Origin of the sequence: uncultured Novosphingobium sp. (genome assembly GCF_964277725.1) — a bacterium.
Taxonomy (GTDB): Bacteria; Pseudomonadota; Alphaproteobacteria; order Sphingomonadales; family Sphingomonadaceae; genus Novosphingobium; species Novosphingobium fluoreni.
The window spans coordinates 1-17,497 of the sequence record NZ_CAXYKL010000055.1 but is presented as its reverse complement, the minus strand read 5'-3'; the positions used below and the strand labels follow the sequence as shown (position 1 = coordinate 17,497).

Below are 17,497 nucleotides of genomic sequence, written 5' to 3'. Positions count from 1 at the left end.
ACGCCGACGTGGTGCTGGACGTGTTCGACTGGCTGGCCGATCGCAGGGACGCGGCGATCGCCGCCGGCATCGCGCCGGAGCGGATCATCCTCGATCCCGGCATCGGCTTCGGCAAATCGATCGCCAGAAATCTGGCGCTGATGAATGCGCTGCCCCTGTTCCATGCTTTGGGTCACCCGCTGCTGATCGGGGCAAGCCGCAAGCGCATGATCGGTGCGCTTTCGAACGAGGCTTCGGCCCAGCAACGGCTGGGCGGCTCGCTGACTCTGGCGCTCAAGGCGCTGGATGCCGGCGTGCATCTGCTGCGCGTGCATGATGTGTTCGAGACGGTGCAGGCCATCCGGGTCTGGCGCGGATTGCGGGATGCGGCGCTGACGGACTTTGCGCAGCTGCCTTGAGGCCCTGCGCTAAGGAAGATCGGCGCGTCTAGAGCGTAAGAGCCACCTCCGTTCGTCTCGAGCGAAGTCGAGACACGGGTTCTCGCATTGACGCGCCTCGACTTCACCCGACACGAACGGGTGAGGGCACCACTTTACCTAAACCCCCGATGAACCGTCGATTTCCCGCGCATGAACACCCTCAACCTATCCATTCGCAGGCCCGGCTGATCGACTTCTCGGGAGGGATTTGCCGCCTGCGCCGTTTGTCCCTTCAAGCGCCGGGCCCGAACGCCCGGCCGCATCGTGAAGGAGATCGACCATGAACAAGAACACCATTCTCGCCGCTCTGGCTCTGGTTGCCGTGCCGACGACGGCGTTCGCGCTGCCTGTGATGTACGAGGAAGCCGTGGCCCATCGGGAAGAGGCACGCATCCTGCGCTCACCGATCGGCGGAATCCAGAACAGCCGCTGGTTCGATTACCGCACAAATGTCAACGAAACCCGCAAGGAGCTTGCCAGCGATCTGCGTCATGCCAGCGACACTGAGGACAAGCGCGACGCGTGGGACGAATACGGCAGCGAACTACGCCATGAGCGTATCACCTACGTAGAGCACATGGCCAAGAAGGGTTACCGCGCGCCTGAAGTCTACGTCGGCGATTGAACGAAGCAGGCGGGCCTGGGAAACCGGGCCCGCCTTTTCATGCGGCCCCGTTAGGCGGCGTTATCGATGCCCAGCTCGCTGAGCTTGCGATACAGCGTCGATCGGCCGATCCCCAGCCGCCGCGCCACTTCAGTCATCCGGCCGCGATACAGGCCGATCGCCAGCCGGATCACGTCCGCCTCGATCTCGTCCAGCGGACGTAGGTTTCCATCCGCCGTGTAGAGCATGACGCCCGAATGGTTCGGGATCGGTGTGGACGGCGCTGTGGATTGGCTGGGGCCAAGGATGTTGAGAAGCTGTGGAAAGTCTTCCCCGGTCAATGCATCCCCATCACAGAACACCGCCGCGCGAAACAGCACCGCTTGCAATTGGCGGACGTTGCCCGGCCAGTCGTACGCCGCCAGCAAAGACAGCGCGCCATCGGTGATGCCTAGCGAGCGAAGGCCAGGCTGCTCGCCGATCTTGGCGAGGAAGTGGCGGCACAATGCGGGAATATCGCCGATCCGCTCGCGCAGGGGGGGCAGAGTCACTGTGACTTGTGAAAGCGCTTCGTAAAGCTCGGGCAGGAACAGCCCTTCGTCCACCAGCTCTTTCAGCGGCACGTTGCTAGCCGCGATCAGGCGGACGTCGATCCGGAAGCTGTGGCGCACCCCGATCGGGCGGACGTCGCCGCGCCGGACCGATTCCAGCAGCCGCTCCTGCACCACCAGGGGCAGGCGGTCGATCTCGTCGAGGGCCAGCGTGGCACCGTCGCAATGCTGCAGCGCCCCGACTTGCCGATCGAACGCGCCGGGAAAAGCGCCTTTCTCATGCCCGAACAGCACCGATTCGATCGCGTTGGTGGGCGTGCCGCCGATGTTGACGATGCGCAGCGGCATCTTGGCGCGGGGCGAGGCGGCGTGCATCGCACGGATCAGCATCTCCTTGCCTGCGCCGCTTTCTCCCTCGATCAGGACCGGGCCATGGCCGCGCGCGGCTTTCGCGGCGACGGCCAGCGCCTTGCGGAATGTGGGCGCGGCGCCGATCATCGATTCGAAGTCCGGCGTGGAGGGCATCTTCTCCGTCAGCGGTGCCAGTTCGTCGCGCGGGGCTTCATGGGTGGTGGCCACGCGCAAGGCCTGCATCAGCCGATCGGGAGCGACGGGCTTGATCAGATAGTCCGTCGCACCCGAACGCATCGCTTCCACTGCCAGCAATGGCGAGGTGCTGGCGGTCAACATCAGGATCGGCAGAGCAGGGCGGCGGCTTTTGAGTTCCGCGATCAGCGTGCAGGCATCGTCCCCCGGAACCCACTGGTCGAGGATGATCGCGTTCAGTTGCATGCCCTGGCGCGTACCCAGCATCGCGATCGCGGTTTCGGCATCGCGAGCGACGATCGTGCGCCAACCCTCGCGCGAGGCGAGCGCCGTTATGAGGCGGCACTGGGCCGGCTCATCATCGATCAGCATCAGAAGGCGCGGTTCGAACTCGGACATCGGTAGGTTGCGGTTTCGCCCTCGCCCTGGATCTGCAATCACCCCCTGCTAAGCGATGCGGGTAAAAACCCGATTAAGCGCAATGACTTTTACTGCCCGCGTCGGTTTATCGCCGTCACGGGTGATCTGGGCAGGCAGTGGGACTTGAGCGAACCGGCCCCGCTCGCTAGGGACGGCGGGAATTTGGTTTATTCGAGCAAGAGGGACACCGATCCATGGCTTCCGGTAATGACATGAAGTCCGCCAACAACACGTATGACGGCTTCATCACGCTGGTGAAGGTTGGCACCGTGGCTTCGGTAATCGTCGCCGCGTTTGTGGTGATGCTGATCGCTTCCTGATTGAATATGCTGCCCGCCGCGATACCGGTGGCGCAGTAGGTAGGATCGAAGGCCCGGGTGGCGCGCGCCGCGTCACCGGGTTACGCACACCGCGTCAGCAACGGATCAAGGAAACCCTGTGCGCAAGATCGGCCTGATCGGCGGCCTCACCTGGTATTCGACCAAGACGTACTATGAGCACATCCAGCGCGGGGTGCAGGCGCGGCTTGGCAAGCAGGCCAGCGCGTCAATGGTGATCGACAGCCTTGATTCGTCAAACCTGATGCGCCTGTCCAGCGCCGAGGACTGGAGCCGCGCCGCCGGTGAGCTGGCGGAATCGGCAAAACGTTTGGAAGCGGCGGGCGCCACCGCGATCCTGATCGGCGCGAATTCGATGCACAAGGTGTACGACGATGTCGCCGCGGCGGTGTCCGTGCCGATCCTGCACATCGCCGAATGCGTGGCGGAGCGCATGGTGGAAAAGGGCGTAAAGCGTGCCGCTCTGCTGGGCACGCGCAACGTGATGCTGGAAAGCTTTTACCGCCAGAAGCTGATCGCCCGCGATATCGATCTGCTGCCGCCGGACATGGCGCGGGTCGAGACGCTGGACCGCATCATCTACGACGAACTGATGCTGGGCAAAGCAAGCCGCCAGGCCGAGCGTGAACTGAAATCGATGATCACCGTGCTGGAGCAGGATGGCGCCGAAGCCGTCGTGCTGGGATGCACGGAGCTGGAAATGATCGTGGACGTGGACGCCAATGTCCTGCCAATTTTCGATTGCACCGCGATCCATGCGCAAAGGGCGGTCGAATGGATGCTGTCTTGAATGCCGCGGTGATGGGTTGACCCTCGCCCCCTATGCGACTGACTGGACCCGTTCGCGCGGGCGAGAGTTCGGCCTGGAAAACGCGGGGGCGCGCGGTCCACGCAGTCCTTATCAACGTGATCGTGACCGCATCATCCACTCGATCGCGTTCCGCCGCCTGCGCTACAAGACGCAGGTGTTCATCGCGCCGGATGGTGATCACTACCGCGTTCGCCTGACGCATAGCCTGGAAGTGGCGCAGATCGCCCGGGTGATCGCGCGCACGCTGGGTCTGGATGAGGATCTGACCGAGGCGCTGGCGTTGGCGCATGACATCGGCCACGCGCCCTTCGGCCATGCCGGCGAAGAAGCGCTGCATGGCGCTCTCTACGATCAGGGCGGCTTCGATCACAACGCGCAGACGCTGCGCACGCTGATGCGAATCGAATCGCCCTATTGCGAACATGATGGTTTGAACCTGACTTGGGAGACGCTGGAGGGCCTGGCCAAGCACAACGGCCCGGTCGCCAATCCAGGTTGGGCACTGGCGGAACTGGACGCCGCCTACCCGATGCGCCTGGACACGTGGCCCTCGCTCGAAGCCCAAGTCGCCGCGCTGTCCGACGATATCGCATACGACAACCACGATATCGACGATGGCCTGCGGGCCGGGTTCCTGGATCTGGAAGAGCTGCTGGCCCATCCCTTCGTCGCCGATCATTGGCGCGAGGTGGAGCGTCGCTATCCCACCGCGCCGCTCAATCGCCAGGTGGCAGAGCTGATCCGCAGCCAGATCGGCTTCATGGTCAACGATCTGATTGGGGAAACCACGCGTCGTCTGCAGGGGATCACCCGTGTGGAAGACATCCGCGACGCGAGTGGACCGATCGGCGCTTTCTCGCCCGAACTGGCGCAGCAGGAACGCACGTTCAAGCGCTTCATGTACGACAAGCTCTATTATCACCCTGAGCAGATCGAGACCGCGCGAAGGGCCAAGGCCGTGGTGGCCGAATTGTTTAGCGCCTACGCGCAGCAGCCGGTGTTGATGGACGAAGAGTGGATTGACGGGTTGCCGCGTCATGAGCCGGAACGCAGCCGCCATATCGCCGATTACATCGCCGGCATGACCGATCGCTTCGCCATCGCCCGACACGCGGATATCTATGGCGTCACGCCCGAGGGCCTTCGCAACGTGTAAAGCAAACGCGTGAGGCGAAAGCGGCTTAGCGCCCAGGCCACATCGTCAGGAAGGTATCGACGACGTTCTCAAGATCCTGCCGGGTCGCGCCCGCCTGGAATTTCACGGACAGCCCCTGCAGCACAGTCGTAAGGCAGGACGCCAGAGCCTTCGGGTCGACGTTATCAGGTAGATCCCCGTCCCGGCGCGCGCGATCGAAACGCGCAATCATCGCCGCTTCGGAAGATGCCCGACGGGCGCAGACATGCTCACGGATCGATTCCGCTTCGGCACATCCCGCCACAAGTGCGATCACCCCAAGGCATCCGTGGGGATCGGAACCGCCGCAATGCGTGCTGAGGGCTCCGCGAAGGAGCTTTTCCGCCACGCCACGGGCGGTGGGGGCATCCAGCGCCGTGCCGATATAGGCAAGCTTGTCCCGCTCGTAGAGGTCCAAAGCCTTGCGGAACAAGGCTTCCTTGTTGCCGAAGCAGGCGTAGAGACTGGGCTTGGTGATCCCCATGGCTTCGGTCAGGTCCGCCATGGAGGCGCCTTCGTAGCCCTGCTTCCAGAAAACCCGCAGCGCTGCTGCGAGCGCCGTGTCCGGATCGAATTCGCGAGGACGTCCGCGAACCGCTGTGGTGGTAGCTAGAGAGGTCATTCCAAGCTCTATGTAGGGATATGACAAGCCCGCGTCCAGTTTCCCGCGTTGATGTGATTGGAAGAAGGCTTGCCACGTCAGAAAGCTTGCTGGAACCGCTCGTTTTTGCGAGGCATTGAAACGCGCCGCCATCCGGCAAATTACGATAACGGAGTTGCCAGGGAGTGAGTGGATGGCGATGAACCGGCAGACGCCCGGCATTGATCTACCCGTATTCCTGCAGGGCCGGGGCGAGCTGTCGCGTCGGATCGCCACATTCGACTGGTCGGCAACGCCGATTGGTGCGATCGCGCAATGGCCTGCCAGCTTGCGGCATACCGTGGGCATGATGCTGTCCAGCCCGGTCCCACTGGTGCTCCTTTGGGGAGAGGAGGGCGTCATGATCTATAATGACGCGTATTCCGTCTTTGCCGGTGGGCGCGATTCGCGCCTGCTGGGCTCCAACGTTCGCGATGGGTGGGAGGAAGTCGCCGACTTCAACGACAATGTGATGCGGGTGGGCCTGGCGGGTGGCACGCTGAGCTATACCGACCACGAATTGATACTGCTGCGCAATGGCCGCCCGGAGCAGGTCTGGATGAACCTCGATTATTCGCCGGTTCCCGGTGACGACGGCAAACCGGCGGGCGTTATCGGCGTGGTCGTGGAAACGACCGACAAGGTGCGCACGCGCAAGGGACTTGAGGAAGCGAGCGCACGCCTGCTGTTCCTCGATCAGCTGAGCCAGGCCATCGCCCAGAAGTCCGGCATCCAACAAGTGCTGTTCGAAACGACGCGGATGACGGCGCAGCACCTAGGCGTCACCAGTTGCGTCTACGCCGATCTGGAGGCGGACGAGGATGGCGTTACCATTCGCGGCGAATGGTACGCGCCGGGACAACCCCCGACGGTGGGCCGATACCATCTGTCCGATTTCGGCGATCTGGCGGTTCGGGAGCTGACAGGCGGACGGCCGCTGATCATCAGCGACGTCCACTCGCAACTCGATGCCGGCGCGGCGGCGGAGTTCGGCAGAATTGGGGTGATGGCCACCGTCTGCATGCCTCTCATCCGCGATGGGCATCTGATCGCCTTGATGGCCATCCAGCATAACGCGCCCCGCCGCTGGTCGGACTATGACGTGGGAATCGTGCGCGAAGTGAGCGAGCGATCGTGGGCCTATGTGCAGCATGCCCGCGTCGAGGGTATTCTCAGCGATCGCGAGGCGTTCAACCGCCAGATCCTGGATAGCGCGATCGATTATGGCATCGTCGCGACTGATCTTGATGGCAATGTCACTCTCTGGAATCGCGGTGCGACGGAGATGCTGGGCTGGCGCGAGGATGAGATGCTGGGCCAGCCGATGGCCCGTTTCTTCACGCCTGAAGATCGCGAGCAAGGGCGGCCTGCGGCAAAGCGGCGAGAGGCGTTATTGCTGGGCCGCGCGCATGACGCACGCTGGCATTTGCGCAAGTCCGGCGAACGGTTCTGGGGCCTGAGCGAGATGATGCCCTTGGTCGGGCAAGGCGGCGATCCGATCGGCTTTGTGAAGCTGATGCGCGATCGTACGGCCGAGTATGAGGCGCAGGAGGCGTTGCGCCAAAGCGAGGAGCGATTACGGCGGGCGCAGGAGGCGGGCGGCGTGGGGCTGTTCTCAGTCGATATCGCAACCGGCCTGGTCAGCGCCAGTGAAGAGCTATGCCGCATCTTCGGGCTGGAGGTGCAGGCGGAGCTGGGTGCCGAAGTGATGGAGCGCCTGGTTCTGGAGGAAGATCGCGCTCTGGTGTCCAGTGCCAGTTCGCGTCAAGCGGGGTCGGCCTTGCTTGACGTTGAGTATCGCATTCGCCGCGCCGATACGGGCGAGGAGCGGACGGTCGCGCGAAAGGCGGACTTCGAATACGATGCGCAGGGCAATCGTGTCCGCATGGTTGGCGTGGTGCAGGACGTCACCGATCGCATCCGTATCCAGCGCGCCCTGGAAAAGAGCGAGGCGCAATTCAGCGCGCTGGCCCAGAACATGCCCGCGCAAGTCTGGACGGCGCGGTCCGACGGTTCGGTCGATTGGCTGAACGATCAGTTCTTCCGCTACATCGGTCAGGCGAGGAATGGATCGAGATATGAAAAGTGGATCAAGGCGGTTCACCCGGACGACCTGGACGGCATCGTCAAGGGATGGAGAGCGTCCACTTCGTCAGGCGAGCCGTTCGAAACCGAGTTCCGCCTGCGCGATAGTACGGGGGCGTACCGCTGGCATCTGACTCGCGCGGTGCCCCTGCACGATGCGCGCGGAGCCATCACCGCGTGGGTGGGCACGAATACCGAGATCGAGGCGCAGAAAAGGGCCGAAGCCGCTTCTGTGAAGGATCGTGAGCGACTTTGGACGATTAGCCAGGATCTGATGCTGGTGTGCAACTTCGATAGCGTGATCACCGCCGTCAATCCTTCCGCCAAGCGGATGCTGGGCTGGGAAGAAGCCGAGATGCTTGGGCGTTCTCTAAGCGAGTTCGTGCATCCGGACGATCTGCTGCAAACCCACCGCGAAGTCGCCAGTCTGGCCGAGGGCAACAGCACGCTGGCCTTTGAAAACCGGTACCTTATGCGTGACGGTGGCTACCGCCTGCTGGCTTGGACCGCAGTGCCCGCCGATAACCGTATTCATGCCATCGGCCGCGATATCACCGAGCAGCGCGAGATCGAGGAAGCGCTGCGGCAGAGCCACAAGATGGAAGCCGTAGGCCAGCTGACCGGTGGCATCGCGCACGATTTCAACAACCTGCTGCAGGGCATCACCGGCAGCCTGGACATCATGCAAAAGCGCATCGCGCAGGGTCAGACCACCGATCTTCCGCGCTGGATCGAGGGTGCGCGCGGATCGGCGGAGCGGGCGGCATCGCTGACACATCGCCTGCTGGCCTTCTCCCGGCGGCAACCGCTGGACCCCCGGCCGGTCCGCGCCAATCCGCTGATCGATTCGATGGACGATCTGCTGCGCCGTACGCTCAGCGAAAACGTCACTTTGTCGATGTTGCTGGATCCAGACCTGTGGCTTACTCGCTGCGATCCCAACCAGCTGGAGAGCGCCATCCTGAACCTGGCGATCAATGCGCGTGACGCGATGCCGGACGGCGGTGTGCTGACGATCCAGACCGAAAACGTCACTCTCGATCGCGCGTTCGCGGGGCCGCACCGTGATGTGGCGCCGGGGCAATACGTCTGCCTGAGTGTCGGCGATACTGGAACCGGCATGAGCCGCGAGGTGATCGCCAAGGCATTCGAGCCGTTCTTCACCACCAAGCCGACTGGCCAAGGCACTGGGCTGGGGCTGTCGATGATCTATGGCTTTGCCCGTCAATCTGAAGGCCACGCTTTGATCGAGTCCGTCGAAGGGCAGGGCGCCACTATCAAGCTTTATCTTCCGCGCTATTGCGGTGCCGAAACGCCCGAGCAGGAAGCGATCACGGATGCCCTTACGCCTGCTTCCAGAGCCAACGAGGTGGTGCTGGTGGTGGAAGATGAGGCGGTGGTTCGCAGTCTCATCGTCGAGGTGCTGAACGAGCTTGGCTATCACGCGATTGAGGCGGCGGATGGGCCCGAAGGGCTGGCCAAAGTGCAGGCGCCAGGCCGGATCGACCTTCTCGTCACGGACATCGGCTTGCCGGGGCTGAATGGGCGACAAGTGGCCGATGCCGCCCGTGTCACCCGTCCTGAGCTGAAAGTGCTGTTCATGACCGGCTACGCCGAGAACGCAGCGCTTGCCTCCGGCTTTCTGGAACCGGGAATGGCCTTGATCACAAAGCCATTCGCCATGGATGTCCTCGCGACACGGATCCGCGAAATCATTGAAGGAGCAGCGGCGACTTAGTCCAGGATCGACTTCAGCGCCGTCTCCACATCGCTCATCGCGAAAGGCTTGGCCAACAGCCCTGAGTGTCCCAGCGCATCGGTCTGCTCCCCGGCGCCGTAGCCAGTTGCCAGCAGGAACGGCACGCCGCGTTCTCTCAGCTTTTCCGCGACCGGCGTGGAAACCTCGCCATGGCCCAGGTTCAAGTCCAGGATCGCGCCATCAAGCGCCTCGGTCGAGGCAAGCTTGAAAGCCTGGTCCAAGGTGGAGGCGGGGCCGACCACGTCATAGTCCATGTCCGTCAGCATATCTTCCAGCATCATGGCGACGAGCATCTCGTCGTCCACCACCAATACCCGTTTGCGCCCCATCATTGCCTCTTCTCTCAAGACATCTGCCGAAAATCAGTCGGATTGATGTTCGAAGCCAATTTATTGCGCTCGATTAGGAGGGGGGAAGGCATTTGAAAAGAGCCAGCATCGACCCAAAGGGGGTCTTGGAGGGCAATTGCGCTTTTCTACAGCGCTTTCTGCAACCGAAAAGCAGGTCGGCGGCTGTTATCGGCGGTAGTTGAAGCTGCGGATCGGGTAGGACTGGCGGGATGAATACAACGATCGATCCAAAGACCGGCGCAGCATCCCAGCACGCACCGCTGATCGTTACGGCGGAGATGCCGCCCGATATCCTCGGCTGGGCCGATGCCCTGCGGAGGCAGCATTTCCCGCCCGAGCGAAATCAACTTCGCGCTCATGTCACGCTGTTTCACGCCCTTCCGCCGTCTTCCGAGGAAGAAACGCGTCGCCTCCTGTCGTCGCTGGCAGCCGCCCCGCCGCCAGAAGCTTGCCTGACCGGGATCATGAAACTGGGCGGCGGAACAGCGATCGCCATCGATTCTCCCGCGATGCTATCGCTGCATGACGCGATAGCGGAGCGGATGCACGGGATGCTCACCCGGCAGGATTCCCAGCGGCCACGCCTTCATGTCACCATCCAGAACAAGGTGACAGGCGAAGCGGCGCGCGCGTTGCAGGCCGAGCTCGCTCCCGATTTCCGCCCCCGCGCCTTCCGCTTTCACGGCTTGGGCTTGTACGCATACGAGGGCGGACCGTGGCGACCGATCCGGACTTTTGCGTTTCGCGGCTAAAGACTGAACTCTGCGGTTGACCTCTCCGAATGCCCGCCCTAAGGGACGCGGCCTGCACCGCCTGAGCGGTTGCAGGGGCCACCGGATGGTGGCTTGGCCTGGCGGAGTAGCTCAGCCGGTTAGAGCAGCGGAATCATAATCCGCGTGTCGGGGGTTCGAGTCCCTCCTCCGCTACCAGGCCTTCCTTGCAAATCAGTGACTTAGCGCCGCCGTTCCGGAGTGGCTCTGAGACGGTTTACAATAGACTGTAAACCGGCGTCTAATTTTGCGATCGAGGCTGGAAGTTCGAGCCGGGCTTCGTAATCGGCAGAAATCCGCTAAACGGCAGTGTCTAACCTGTCGCGCAGCTCTCACAGGTTCCTGGGGCGTCCGGCTATCGTTGTCTAACTTTTGTAGAAACATCTAGGGAGGGCTAGAGTCACTCGGAGTACAGCCGGACCCGGCTGTGCGCAGGTGCAGACTCCAGAACACGATCGATGGCGGTTTCTATGTATACAATGGAAAGTAAATGGGGCGTTGAGCTTGAAGGCAATATAATCGAGCTAGAGAATTTTTTATGTCAGGTAAACTCCTTTCCCCTGTCTCCATCATCCTTGTTTATTGTGCGCTTTAATAAGTTGTATGTTGCCAGATCGCAGAGGTGGGATGAAGCAATATCGCCGCAGGAAGTTCTTGAGCTTGCGACTTCGGACGTTAGCGTAGCACGGGCCTGCGTCGAGTTAGTAGAATGCTGCGGACCTATAAAGCTTGGAACGGTGTTTCAGCTGGAGAGCGATAACAGGATTGTGAAGCAAACCAGAGAAACAACGCTTACACTTACCTGCATTAAGCGAATAGAAGACGTTCAGCCAGATAACCGGTTTAAAGATCTACATCTAAGAGCCATCACAAACAATGATGTATTCGATGCCCTGCGAGAGTGGTCCCATCAGCCTAGCTGGTTTGAGATCTACAAAACAATCGAAAGAATGGAAAATGTCTACGGTGGAGAGCAGGGTCTGATTGATCATTTTCCAGATCAGAGCGCACTGATTAAGAAAGTTAAACGGACCGCAAACTCCTACCGACATGCAAACGAGCGCTTCAAACCGCCAAAGAAAGCAGCGCAATTGGAGGATGCATGGGCCCTGCTAAAGATGCTCATGATGGCGATAATCAGGGAAAGAGACGTTATCGATCCCGACGATCGGTTTGAGGATGGTTCGCAGATAATCTGCAACAACTGTGAGTGGCCAGACACACAAAAGATCGGCCTCAAATCGTTAGCCTTTGATGCAACGCGAACAACATCCATCACCTTTCATCCGGATGACCCGTTCTCCGCTAAGATCCGCAACGTGGAAGAAGCGCGAGATCGACCGTTGCACCAACGTCTACACTGCTTGCTGCCTTCAGCCATAACGGTTATCTTCAATTTTTTCGGAGAACAACGGGGCTGATCGGCGCATCGGGCAGTGGTTGCCATATGGTCTTGCTCTGGTTAAAGTGAGAGATTCCCGTCCCCGAGAGCGAGGGAAGAACCGATTTTCGGTCGGTTATTGGCTAGATTGCTCCCCGAGTAGGTCAGCCACGATGGCGGATATCAGCCGTTCTTGAATGTCTCACCGAGGCAAGTGACCGACGCGATCCTGCCGCGTCCGATGGCCTATGTCTCACCCATCTATGAGAACATAATTGGAACATGCTATTCGTTGCGGGTCATTGATTCGCGATGGAGAAGCACGGTGGACGCGGAGGCAAAGCGCGCGGCGATCGAGAATGTTTGCCGGGAGATAGGTCGTATCGCGTCGGGCGGCGGTACCTTTCAGGATATCACGAAGGCGACCGACTACCGGGCGTTCACGCCAGCGCCGAAGGATGCCCGCCTGAAGATAGAGGGGCGCACCAAGACGGCCGACGAGTTGCCGTCGTTCGGTCGCTGGTTGCTGGTGCAGCCGGCGACGGGTTTACGCGCAGCGCTGATCACGGCAGCGAAAGCCGATCGTCAGTTTCCCTTGGACGGAACGGTGGACGATGTACGGGCCCGGCTAAACGCCTGCGGGGCGGAGGGCGATATGTTCGAGGCGCTAGACGACGCCGAGCTGGATTGGTGCGCGCTGTGACATCCAGGAACCGGCCTGCCATCAGGTGGACCCCTATAGCCGATCTTCCGAAGCAGCCCGATTACGGCGGCTACCTCGTTTGGGTCACCGGTATGGGCGCGCGCGACGCGCAATGGCTGCCAGAAGGTTCGGGCGGGTGGCTGATCGAGCGACGCCTCGTTCATCGCAATGTCGTCAGCCACTTTGCCCGCATCAATGAACCGAAAGGCTGAGCGCTTGGCGCGGTGCTGGATATGCCCTTCCATCACCTTGATATGCCGCTCGACGAAGCGGTCGGCTATGCCAGCCACGTCAGGATCAAATGCACCCCGGCCTCGTGCATGCCACCTTGTTCACACGAAGCGATCTGGCCAACATCCCAGCTATACGAGAAGCTACCCCGCTGCCGCACCTACCGTGATTTCTCGGAGCGTCTCGTGTGCAGCCGGTGCAGGCGACGGGGCTGGCTGGCGATTGAGGCGGCGGCCCGATGACACGGCAGGCCGATTGGGGTCGCCTCTTGCTCCTCTTCGCTGGGCAGATTTCGCTATAAGGTCCCACGATCAAGGCGGATAACCCCTCCGCCGCGATCAATGCACGCCCGCGTATTTCTGCCGCTGTCTAGGTCCTACATGGGCACGGGTACCCCGGAAGGTACCCCCACCTGGCGAGGTGGCACGCACCCGTCTCCGACCGTCAGCTTAATGTTCTTCGAGCCGCCGACCCTAAACGGCGTGCCTGCCGGAACATCCAGCTTGCAGCGGCCGATGGTCACGATCGCGCCACCATCCTCAATGGTGATGATCGGGGCGGCGTTCGTGCTGGTCACTTCGAGCAGGCCGATGTGGACGACGGGAGGAGCCTTGTCGTTGCCGTGGATCCAAACGTGCTGCGCCACACCGCTGCCACCTCGCTTAATGGGCGTGATGGAAGTGAGGTGCTCGATGTCGGCACCCTTCCAGATCCGAAGGTTGCGCTTGCAGCCCTCAGCCACGATGTCCGTTGCCGTGAAGTACGGCTTTACGTCGAAGCAACCATCAGTGTTGTTGCGGCTGATGACGTGATCGAAGCGGACGCCGGCGACGTTGGCTTCCACGGTCGGGCCATCGCCGTTCCAGTAGCGATCGGGCGCAAGCGTCATCTGGAAGCCCTCGCAAATTACGTTCTGCACCAGCACGTTGGTGATCCTGGTCTTGGCGTCCTTGTCCCCGATTTCAAGGCAGGCAGGTAGGTTCGGAGTTACCTGCGGAGCCGCACGGAATTTGAAGGTGCTGTTGCTGATCGTCACGCCGGCGATCTGCCCGCGAAGACGGATGCCGCCGCGTTGGAGATCGTCAGTGGCCAGGCCGTCGATCTTGACGTTGCTGGCGACCGTGGTGGGGTAGCTCTCAATGACGCGGTAAGCGCCGCCGACACGGACCGGGCCGGGATAGGTGGTCACGCCGTAGACGCCGTTCTTGTTCTTGCCGTCCACGATCGGCAGAGGCGTCGCGGTTTTGACCTGGGCGGGGCAGTTCTCCGGCTTACCGACCGCATAGACGAACGGCGCGGCCTTGCTGCCGCAGTCGAATAGGACCGTGCCTTTTTTGACCTGTGGGGTGGTGACGGCCTTGTTGACGACGATCTGGCCGTCGCCATTGCCGTCCGTCAGCTTCGTGGCGCTGGTGACGGTTTGGGCGAGCGCGGGGCTGGCGATCAGGGCGAGGGCTAGAGTAAGCAGATAGCGGATCATGGCGGGCCTCAACTCAGTGTGATCGTGATAGTGGTGTCGAGGCCGTCGTTTTTGGCGTCCAGGAAGTTCTGGGTAATGACCAGCGCCCATACGTCTGTAGCTACGCCGACTGTGCCACCGGGACGGATGCGGTCGCTCTCCTGCGTATTCCACGGCAAGGTTGAAAGGTCTTGCGAGACGCTGTTCTTGGTCGCTGACTTGATCGACAAGGTGGTGTTCACGCTGTCCGAGCCAAATACCTTGCGCGTGAGCGGGATGTCAGGCGGATTGGCGGCTGACACAGTGACTGCCTGATTGCCGGTGGACGTGACCTTCAGCGCAGCGATGCCAGTCACATAAGTGAACGGCTTGGTCGTCTGAAAGTTGGCGTTGTCGAGAAGGGCAGAAAGAGCACTCGAACTGGCGTTAAACCAACCGCTTTTGAACCAATCGAGCCCCACGCCATCGGCCAGCGTAGCCGATACAAGAGGGACGCCGCCCTGGTCGAAGATGATCTTCTGCCCTTCTCGCCGACCTCGAAGTATGCCGTCCGTAGTAATCGGGGCGTAAAGCTCGGAAGACCCCAACGAACTAACGACGCCGTTAAGCACTTGCGTCAGTTGATAGCTGGTGGAACCCAAGCGTATCGCTACGAAGTTGTCCGCGTCCTTCCCAGAAATGACCATACCAGCAAATGCGCCAGAGATGCCCGTGAGCAAGGTTTTCGCCTGCTGCTCGTACTGCGCTCCCTGCTGCAACAGATAGACCACGCGGCCAGTACCGCTGCTGCCACTTAGCCTTGACCCGTTGGCATTCATAGTCTGGGTGCCGGTCCCGTACTTTACGTAAGGGTCGCCCTGGGTGCCGAGTTCGCCCGTGCGGGTAAAGGTATCGGTGTAGCCATCGTCGATGTCGGTAACGGAAAGGTTGACCGTCTTGGCGTCACGGACTGCCGATGCCGGGTTCCAGGACCGCGCGCTGATAGTGAGTGACCCGGTGTTCCCATTGGACAGTGACGGAGCTTCGAAGTCGAACGGACCTCCATATAGACGGAGCGCGTCTTGCTTGAAGCGTGTGGGTGCGTTGTTTTTGTCGTAAACGTCGCCTGTCACCGTGATCCGCCCGCTGCGTGAAAGAGGCACGTTGAGGGAAACCGGAGCCTCTTCCGGGAACGATAGGTTCAGGCTGGGAAGGTCGATGGTTAGCGGCTGAGCATCAGTCGTCGGGTCGAACATCATAAGGGCTGGTTCAGCGACGCCGAACACGTCCACAAAATCGAGCAATTCCAGGTCGCCAACATCGACGATCGCCAAGCCAGACGCCTTTTGGACGCCTACCTCGATGCGGAAGTAAGCTGTGGTGGCAACGGCCTTAAAGGCGTGACCGAAGAACCGGGCGCAGTAAGCCTCGGCAGGCCATGGCATTGCATTGCTATCAATCGCTGAAACAGGGGTGCCGGAGCCGTTGTGCGCAGCGAAGGCCACCGATGAAGAGCGCCCGCTGTTAGAGTGGTCAGGGCACGCAACGGACGCGGAAATTCCGGTCCACCCTCCAAACGCCTGAACATCCGCCTTGAAGCGAGGCACATACCATTTGCCAATGGTTAGCCCGGTAATCTGAGCCATCGTGATGCGTGCGGCTTCCTTGTCGGAGGCCCCCAAAGCGCTAGAGTCAATCGTGACGCGTGAAAGCGTCTTTGCGCCGGTGCCAAAGCGAGTGTTGGAAAGAACCCGCGAAATAGGATTGACGTTGATGGCTGCTAAGCTGGTGCCATTTGTGCTTATGCGAGAGACCGTGGAGCCATCGGGCGCAACACCCGTGATGCCATTCTGCAATACCCCCGTTCCTGCCGCAGTGGCCATCAGTGGGTTGGGCGCATAATTGTTGGCAGTAGTGACCGGGGGCAGAGTGGGTCGCGGGAGGCCAATAGCTATGGAGTGATCGACTTTCTTCTTCCCCTGCTCGTAGCCGCCAAGCGTTGACCAGTGCGTCCAATCCCCAGTCTGAGCAGCCTCTGTGCCGCCGCCGCGAATAGCCCACGGGAATGGATTGGCATCAGGGCTTGCCGGATTGATGACCGCCGAACGGTTCTGAATGATAGGTACGTTGCGCAACGCAGCACGGGCGGCAACATCGTCGTTCAAGGTCGGGAACAAATTGCGCCAGTAATTGCCAGAGGCCATATAGCCGCCCTTGGACGTACCCGGCTCGACAAACTGATCGATCCGAACGTAGCAACCCATCCGCAAAAGTGGGTCCACCAGCTCATTGAACATGCGATCCACAACGGATTGCCGCGTCTCGGGCGGCTGCGGCAAGCCAATGGGGCAATTGACGGTCACGATAAACTTACGGCCGTTCGCCATCGCCGCTTGTAGCTTCGGGAAGTACCGCTGCATCTCGTTGATGCCGTGCCCGTCTGCCGCCAGGACCAGGCCATTCATGCCGAAGCTGTTTTCCTCAATTGCATTCTCAGCGGGGTATGCAAAGATCCGTGCAGTCGGGTCCAATGCCTCGGCCCACAGGTGCATGTTGCACGAATAGGTGTTGATCTGTTGGCCATTGGCGAAATTGCCCTGCCGGTTGCGTGATGCCCCGCTCGGTACTTCGATAATGTTGCTTCCGAGTGACGCGATGCTCGGGTTTTGCGGCACGCCAGGCGTAGGCGTGGGGGTGGCGCCACCCTTGGCGATGAATGCCGCGCGTGCACGTGCCTGATAGTTTCGGTATCCGGCCATGGTTCAGTCTTCCTTCTGATTGTCAGCGGCCGGGAAGGCCAAGCCTGCGGTGATCAGTTCTTCGCCCCAGCGGCGCACGCGCTCGAGACGGAGGGTGTTGCCGACGAGCTGGTCGAACTCGCCCCGGCCAAGCACCACGGCATCGGCACCGGCTCGGTCACTACGCGGGGCAGGGTCAGCTTGGCTTGCGGCTCCGGCGTGGCCGGACGGACTGCCAGCGGGGCTGGCGTGGACTGGCACGCGGCGAGCATCGGCAAAGCGAGCAGCGGCATCGCGCTGCGCATCGATATCTTCATGGTCGGCCCTTTCGGCGATGGTGCGGGATGTCTGCTCGGCGGCGAGACGCGCGGCCCGAGCGGATGCGGCGGCACTGGCCTGCGCGGCGACGTACGCTGCTTCCTGCTCCTGTTGCGCCGACTTCCATTTGCTGGCGACGTCCTCCCATTTGGCGGAGCGTGCGTGCCAGTAGTTCCCGCGGATGAGCAGGCAGGCGCACGCGAGCGCCAAGGCCAGCGAAA

General features: G+C 61.4%; 13 protein-coding genes, 1 tRNA gene and 2 pseudogenes. 10 read left to right on the top strand and 6 right to left on the bottom strand.

Features of this window, described 5'->3' with window-relative positions; genetic code table 11:
• Together ACHWRX_RS03540 and ACHWRX_RS03535 are read left to right on the top strand one after the other, a co-directional pair.
• Positions 1 to 398 (top strand): dihydropteroate synthase (locus tag ACHWRX_RS03540; RefSeq protein WP_394658108.1); only part of this gene is annotated, 398 nt, incomplete at its 5' end.
• Between the two features lie 301 nt (positions 399 to 699).
• Positions 700 to 1,044 carry a hypothetical protein gene (locus ACHWRX_RS03535; RefSeq protein ID WP_394658107.1) on the top strand — a complete coding sequence of 115 codons (345 nt, stop codon included), beginning with the start codon at positions 700 to 702 and terminating at the stop codon, positions 1,042 to 1,044.
• A 50-nt stretch (positions 1,045 to 1,094) separates the two neighbouring features.
• On the opposite strand, the gene ACHWRX_RS03530 is transcribed toward ACHWRX_RS03535, so the two are convergent.
• Positions 1,095 to 2,519, bottom strand: a complete 1,425-nt coding sequence (locus tag ACHWRX_RS03530; protein WP_394658106.1) for a sigma-54-dependent transcriptional regulator — start codon at positions 2,517 to 2,519, stop codon at positions 1,095 to 1,097.
• Positions 2,520 to 2,731: 212 nt separating this feature from the next.
• Between ACHWRX_RS03530 and ACHWRX_RS03525 the strand changes: the two are divergent.
• The 3 genes and pseudogenes from ACHWRX_RS03525 to ACHWRX_RS03515 form a co-directional block, all read left to right on the top strand.
• Positions 2,732 to 2,860, top strand: a pseudogene (locus ACHWRX_RS03525) (aa3-type cytochrome c oxidase subunit IV); the annotation flags it as partial.
• 118 nt (positions 2,861 to 2,978) lie between these two features.
• Positions 2,979 to 3,668: an aspartate/glutamate racemase family protein gene (locus ACHWRX_RS03520; RefSeq protein WP_394658105.1), complete on the top strand. Its 690-nt coding sequence runs from the start codon at positions 2,979 to 2,981 to the stop codon at positions 3,666 to 3,668.
• 16 nt (positions 3,669 to 3,684) lie between these two features.
• Positions 3,685 to 4,845 carry a deoxyguanosinetriphosphate triphosphohydrolase gene (locus ACHWRX_RS03515; RefSeq protein WP_394658104.1) on the top strand — a complete coding sequence of 387 codons (1,161 nt, stop codon included), beginning with the start codon at positions 3,685 to 3,687 and terminating at the stop codon, positions 4,843 to 4,845.
• A gap of 25 nt (positions 4,846 to 4,870) precedes the next feature.
• On the opposite strand, the gene ACHWRX_RS03510 is transcribed toward ACHWRX_RS03515, so the two are convergent.
• Positions 4,871 to 5,485, bottom strand: a complete 615-nt coding sequence (locus ACHWRX_RS03510) for a TetR/AcrR family transcriptional regulator (RefSeq protein WP_058737962.1) — start codon at positions 5,483 to 5,485, stop codon at positions 4,871 to 4,873.
• A 172-nt stretch (positions 5,486 to 5,657) separates the two neighbouring features.
• Between ACHWRX_RS03510 and ACHWRX_RS03505 the strand changes: the two genes are divergently transcribed.
• Positions 5,658 to 9,326 carry a PAS domain S-box protein gene (locus tag ACHWRX_RS03505; RefSeq protein WP_394658103.1) on the top strand — a complete coding sequence of 1,223 codons (3,669 nt, stop codon included), beginning with the start codon at positions 5,658 to 5,660 and terminating at the stop codon, positions 9,324 to 9,326.
• On the opposite strand, the gene ACHWRX_RS03500 is transcribed toward ACHWRX_RS03505, so the two are convergent.
• Entirely contained in the window at positions 9,323 to 9,676 is a 354-nt protein-coding gene (locus ACHWRX_RS03500) for a response regulator (protein WP_206542871.1), read from the bottom strand. The genes ACHWRX_RS03505 and ACHWRX_RS03500 overlap by 4 nt on opposite strands.
• 230 nt (positions 9,677 to 9,906) lie before the next feature.
• Here ACHWRX_RS03500 and ACHWRX_RS03495 point away from each other — a divergent pair, with 230 nt between their 5' ends.
• The 4 genes from ACHWRX_RS03495 to ACHWRX_RS03480 all read left to right on the top strand — a co-directional run bounded on the left by ACHWRX_RS03495 (position 9,907) and on the right by ACHWRX_RS03480 (position 12,551).
• Complete coding sequence (locus ACHWRX_RS03495; protein WP_394658102.1) at positions 9,907 to 10,449, top strand: 2'-5' RNA ligase family protein; 543 nt, start codon at positions 9,907 to 9,909, stop codon at positions 10,447 to 10,449.
• 100 nt (positions 10,450 to 10,549) lie between these two features.
• Positions 10,550 to 10,626: transfer RNA gene (locus ACHWRX_RS03490), tRNA-Met, on the top strand.
• A gap of 311 nt (positions 10,627 to 10,937) precedes the next feature.
• The gene (locus ACHWRX_RS03485) at positions 10,938 to 11,888 is read left to right on the top strand and encodes a hypothetical protein (RefSeq protein WP_394658101.1); all 951 of its coding nucleotides are present in this window, start codon (positions 10,938 to 10,940) and stop codon (positions 11,886 to 11,888) included.
• A 285-nt stretch (positions 11,889 to 12,173) separates the two neighbouring features.
• Positions 12,174 to 12,551 carry a hypothetical protein gene (locus tag ACHWRX_RS03480; protein WP_394658100.1) on the top strand — a complete coding sequence of 126 codons (378 nt, stop codon included), beginning with the start codon at positions 12,174 to 12,176 and terminating at the stop codon, positions 12,549 to 12,551.
• 607 nt (positions 12,552 to 13,158) lie between these two features.
• Here the strand turns inward: ACHWRX_RS03480 and ACHWRX_RS03475 are convergent.
• The 3 genes and pseudogenes from ACHWRX_RS03475 to ACHWRX_RS03465 all read right to left on the bottom strand — a co-directional run.
• Positions 13,159 to 14,262 carry a hypothetical protein gene (locus ACHWRX_RS03475; RefSeq protein ID WP_394658099.1) on the bottom strand — a complete coding sequence of 368 codons (1,104 nt, stop codon included), beginning with the start codon at positions 14,260 to 14,262 and terminating at the stop codon, positions 13,159 to 13,161.
• An 8-nt stretch (positions 14,263 to 14,270) separates the two neighbouring features.
• Positions 14,271 to 16,979: a hypothetical protein gene (locus ACHWRX_RS03470; RefSeq protein WP_394658098.1), complete on the bottom strand. Its 2,709-nt coding sequence runs from the start codon at positions 16,977 to 16,979 to the stop codon at positions 14,271 to 14,273.
• 3 nt (positions 16,980 to 16,982) lie between these two features.
• Positions 16,983 to 17,497 (bottom strand): annotated as a pseudogene (locus tag ACHWRX_RS03465) (hypothetical protein); the annotation flags it as partial.

Bases quoted from the DNA above. Each gene is read 5' to 3' on its own strand.
- ACHWRX_RS03535 (WP_394658107.1), top strand. From the start codon at position 700: ATGAACAAGAACACCATTCTCGCCGCTCTGGCTCTGGTTGCCGTGCCG.
- ACHWRX_RS03530 (WP_394658106.1), bottom strand. From the start codon at position 2,519: ATGTCCGAGTTCGAACCGCGCCTTCTGATGCTGATCGATGATGAGCCG.
- ACHWRX_RS03510 (WP_058737962.1), bottom strand. From the start codon at position 5,485: ATGACCTCTCTAGCTACCACCACAGCGGTTCGCGGACGTCCTCGCGAA.
- ACHWRX_RS03505 (WP_394658103.1), top strand. From the start codon at position 5,658: ATGGCGATGAACCGGCAGACGCCCGGCATTGATCTACCCGTATTCCTG.
- ACHWRX_RS03500 (WP_206542871.1), bottom strand. From the start codon at position 9,676: ATGGGGCGCAAACGGGTATTGGTGGTGGACGACGAGATGCTCGTCGCC.
- ACHWRX_RS03495 (WP_394658102.1), top strand. From the start codon at position 9,907: ATGAATACAACGATCGATCCAAAGACCGGCGCAGCATCCCAGCACGCA.
- ACHWRX_RS03485 (WP_394658101.1), top strand. From the start codon at position 10,938: ATGTATACAATGGAAAGTAAATGGGGCGTTGAGCTTGAAGGCAATATA.
- ACHWRX_RS03475 (WP_394658099.1), bottom strand. From the start codon at position 14,262: ATGATCCGCTATCTGCTTACTCTAGCCCTCGCCCTGATCGCCAGCCCC.
- ACHWRX_RS03470 (WP_394658098.1), bottom strand. From the start codon at position 16,979: ATGGCCGGATACCGAAACTATCAGGCACGTGCACGCGCGGCATTCATC.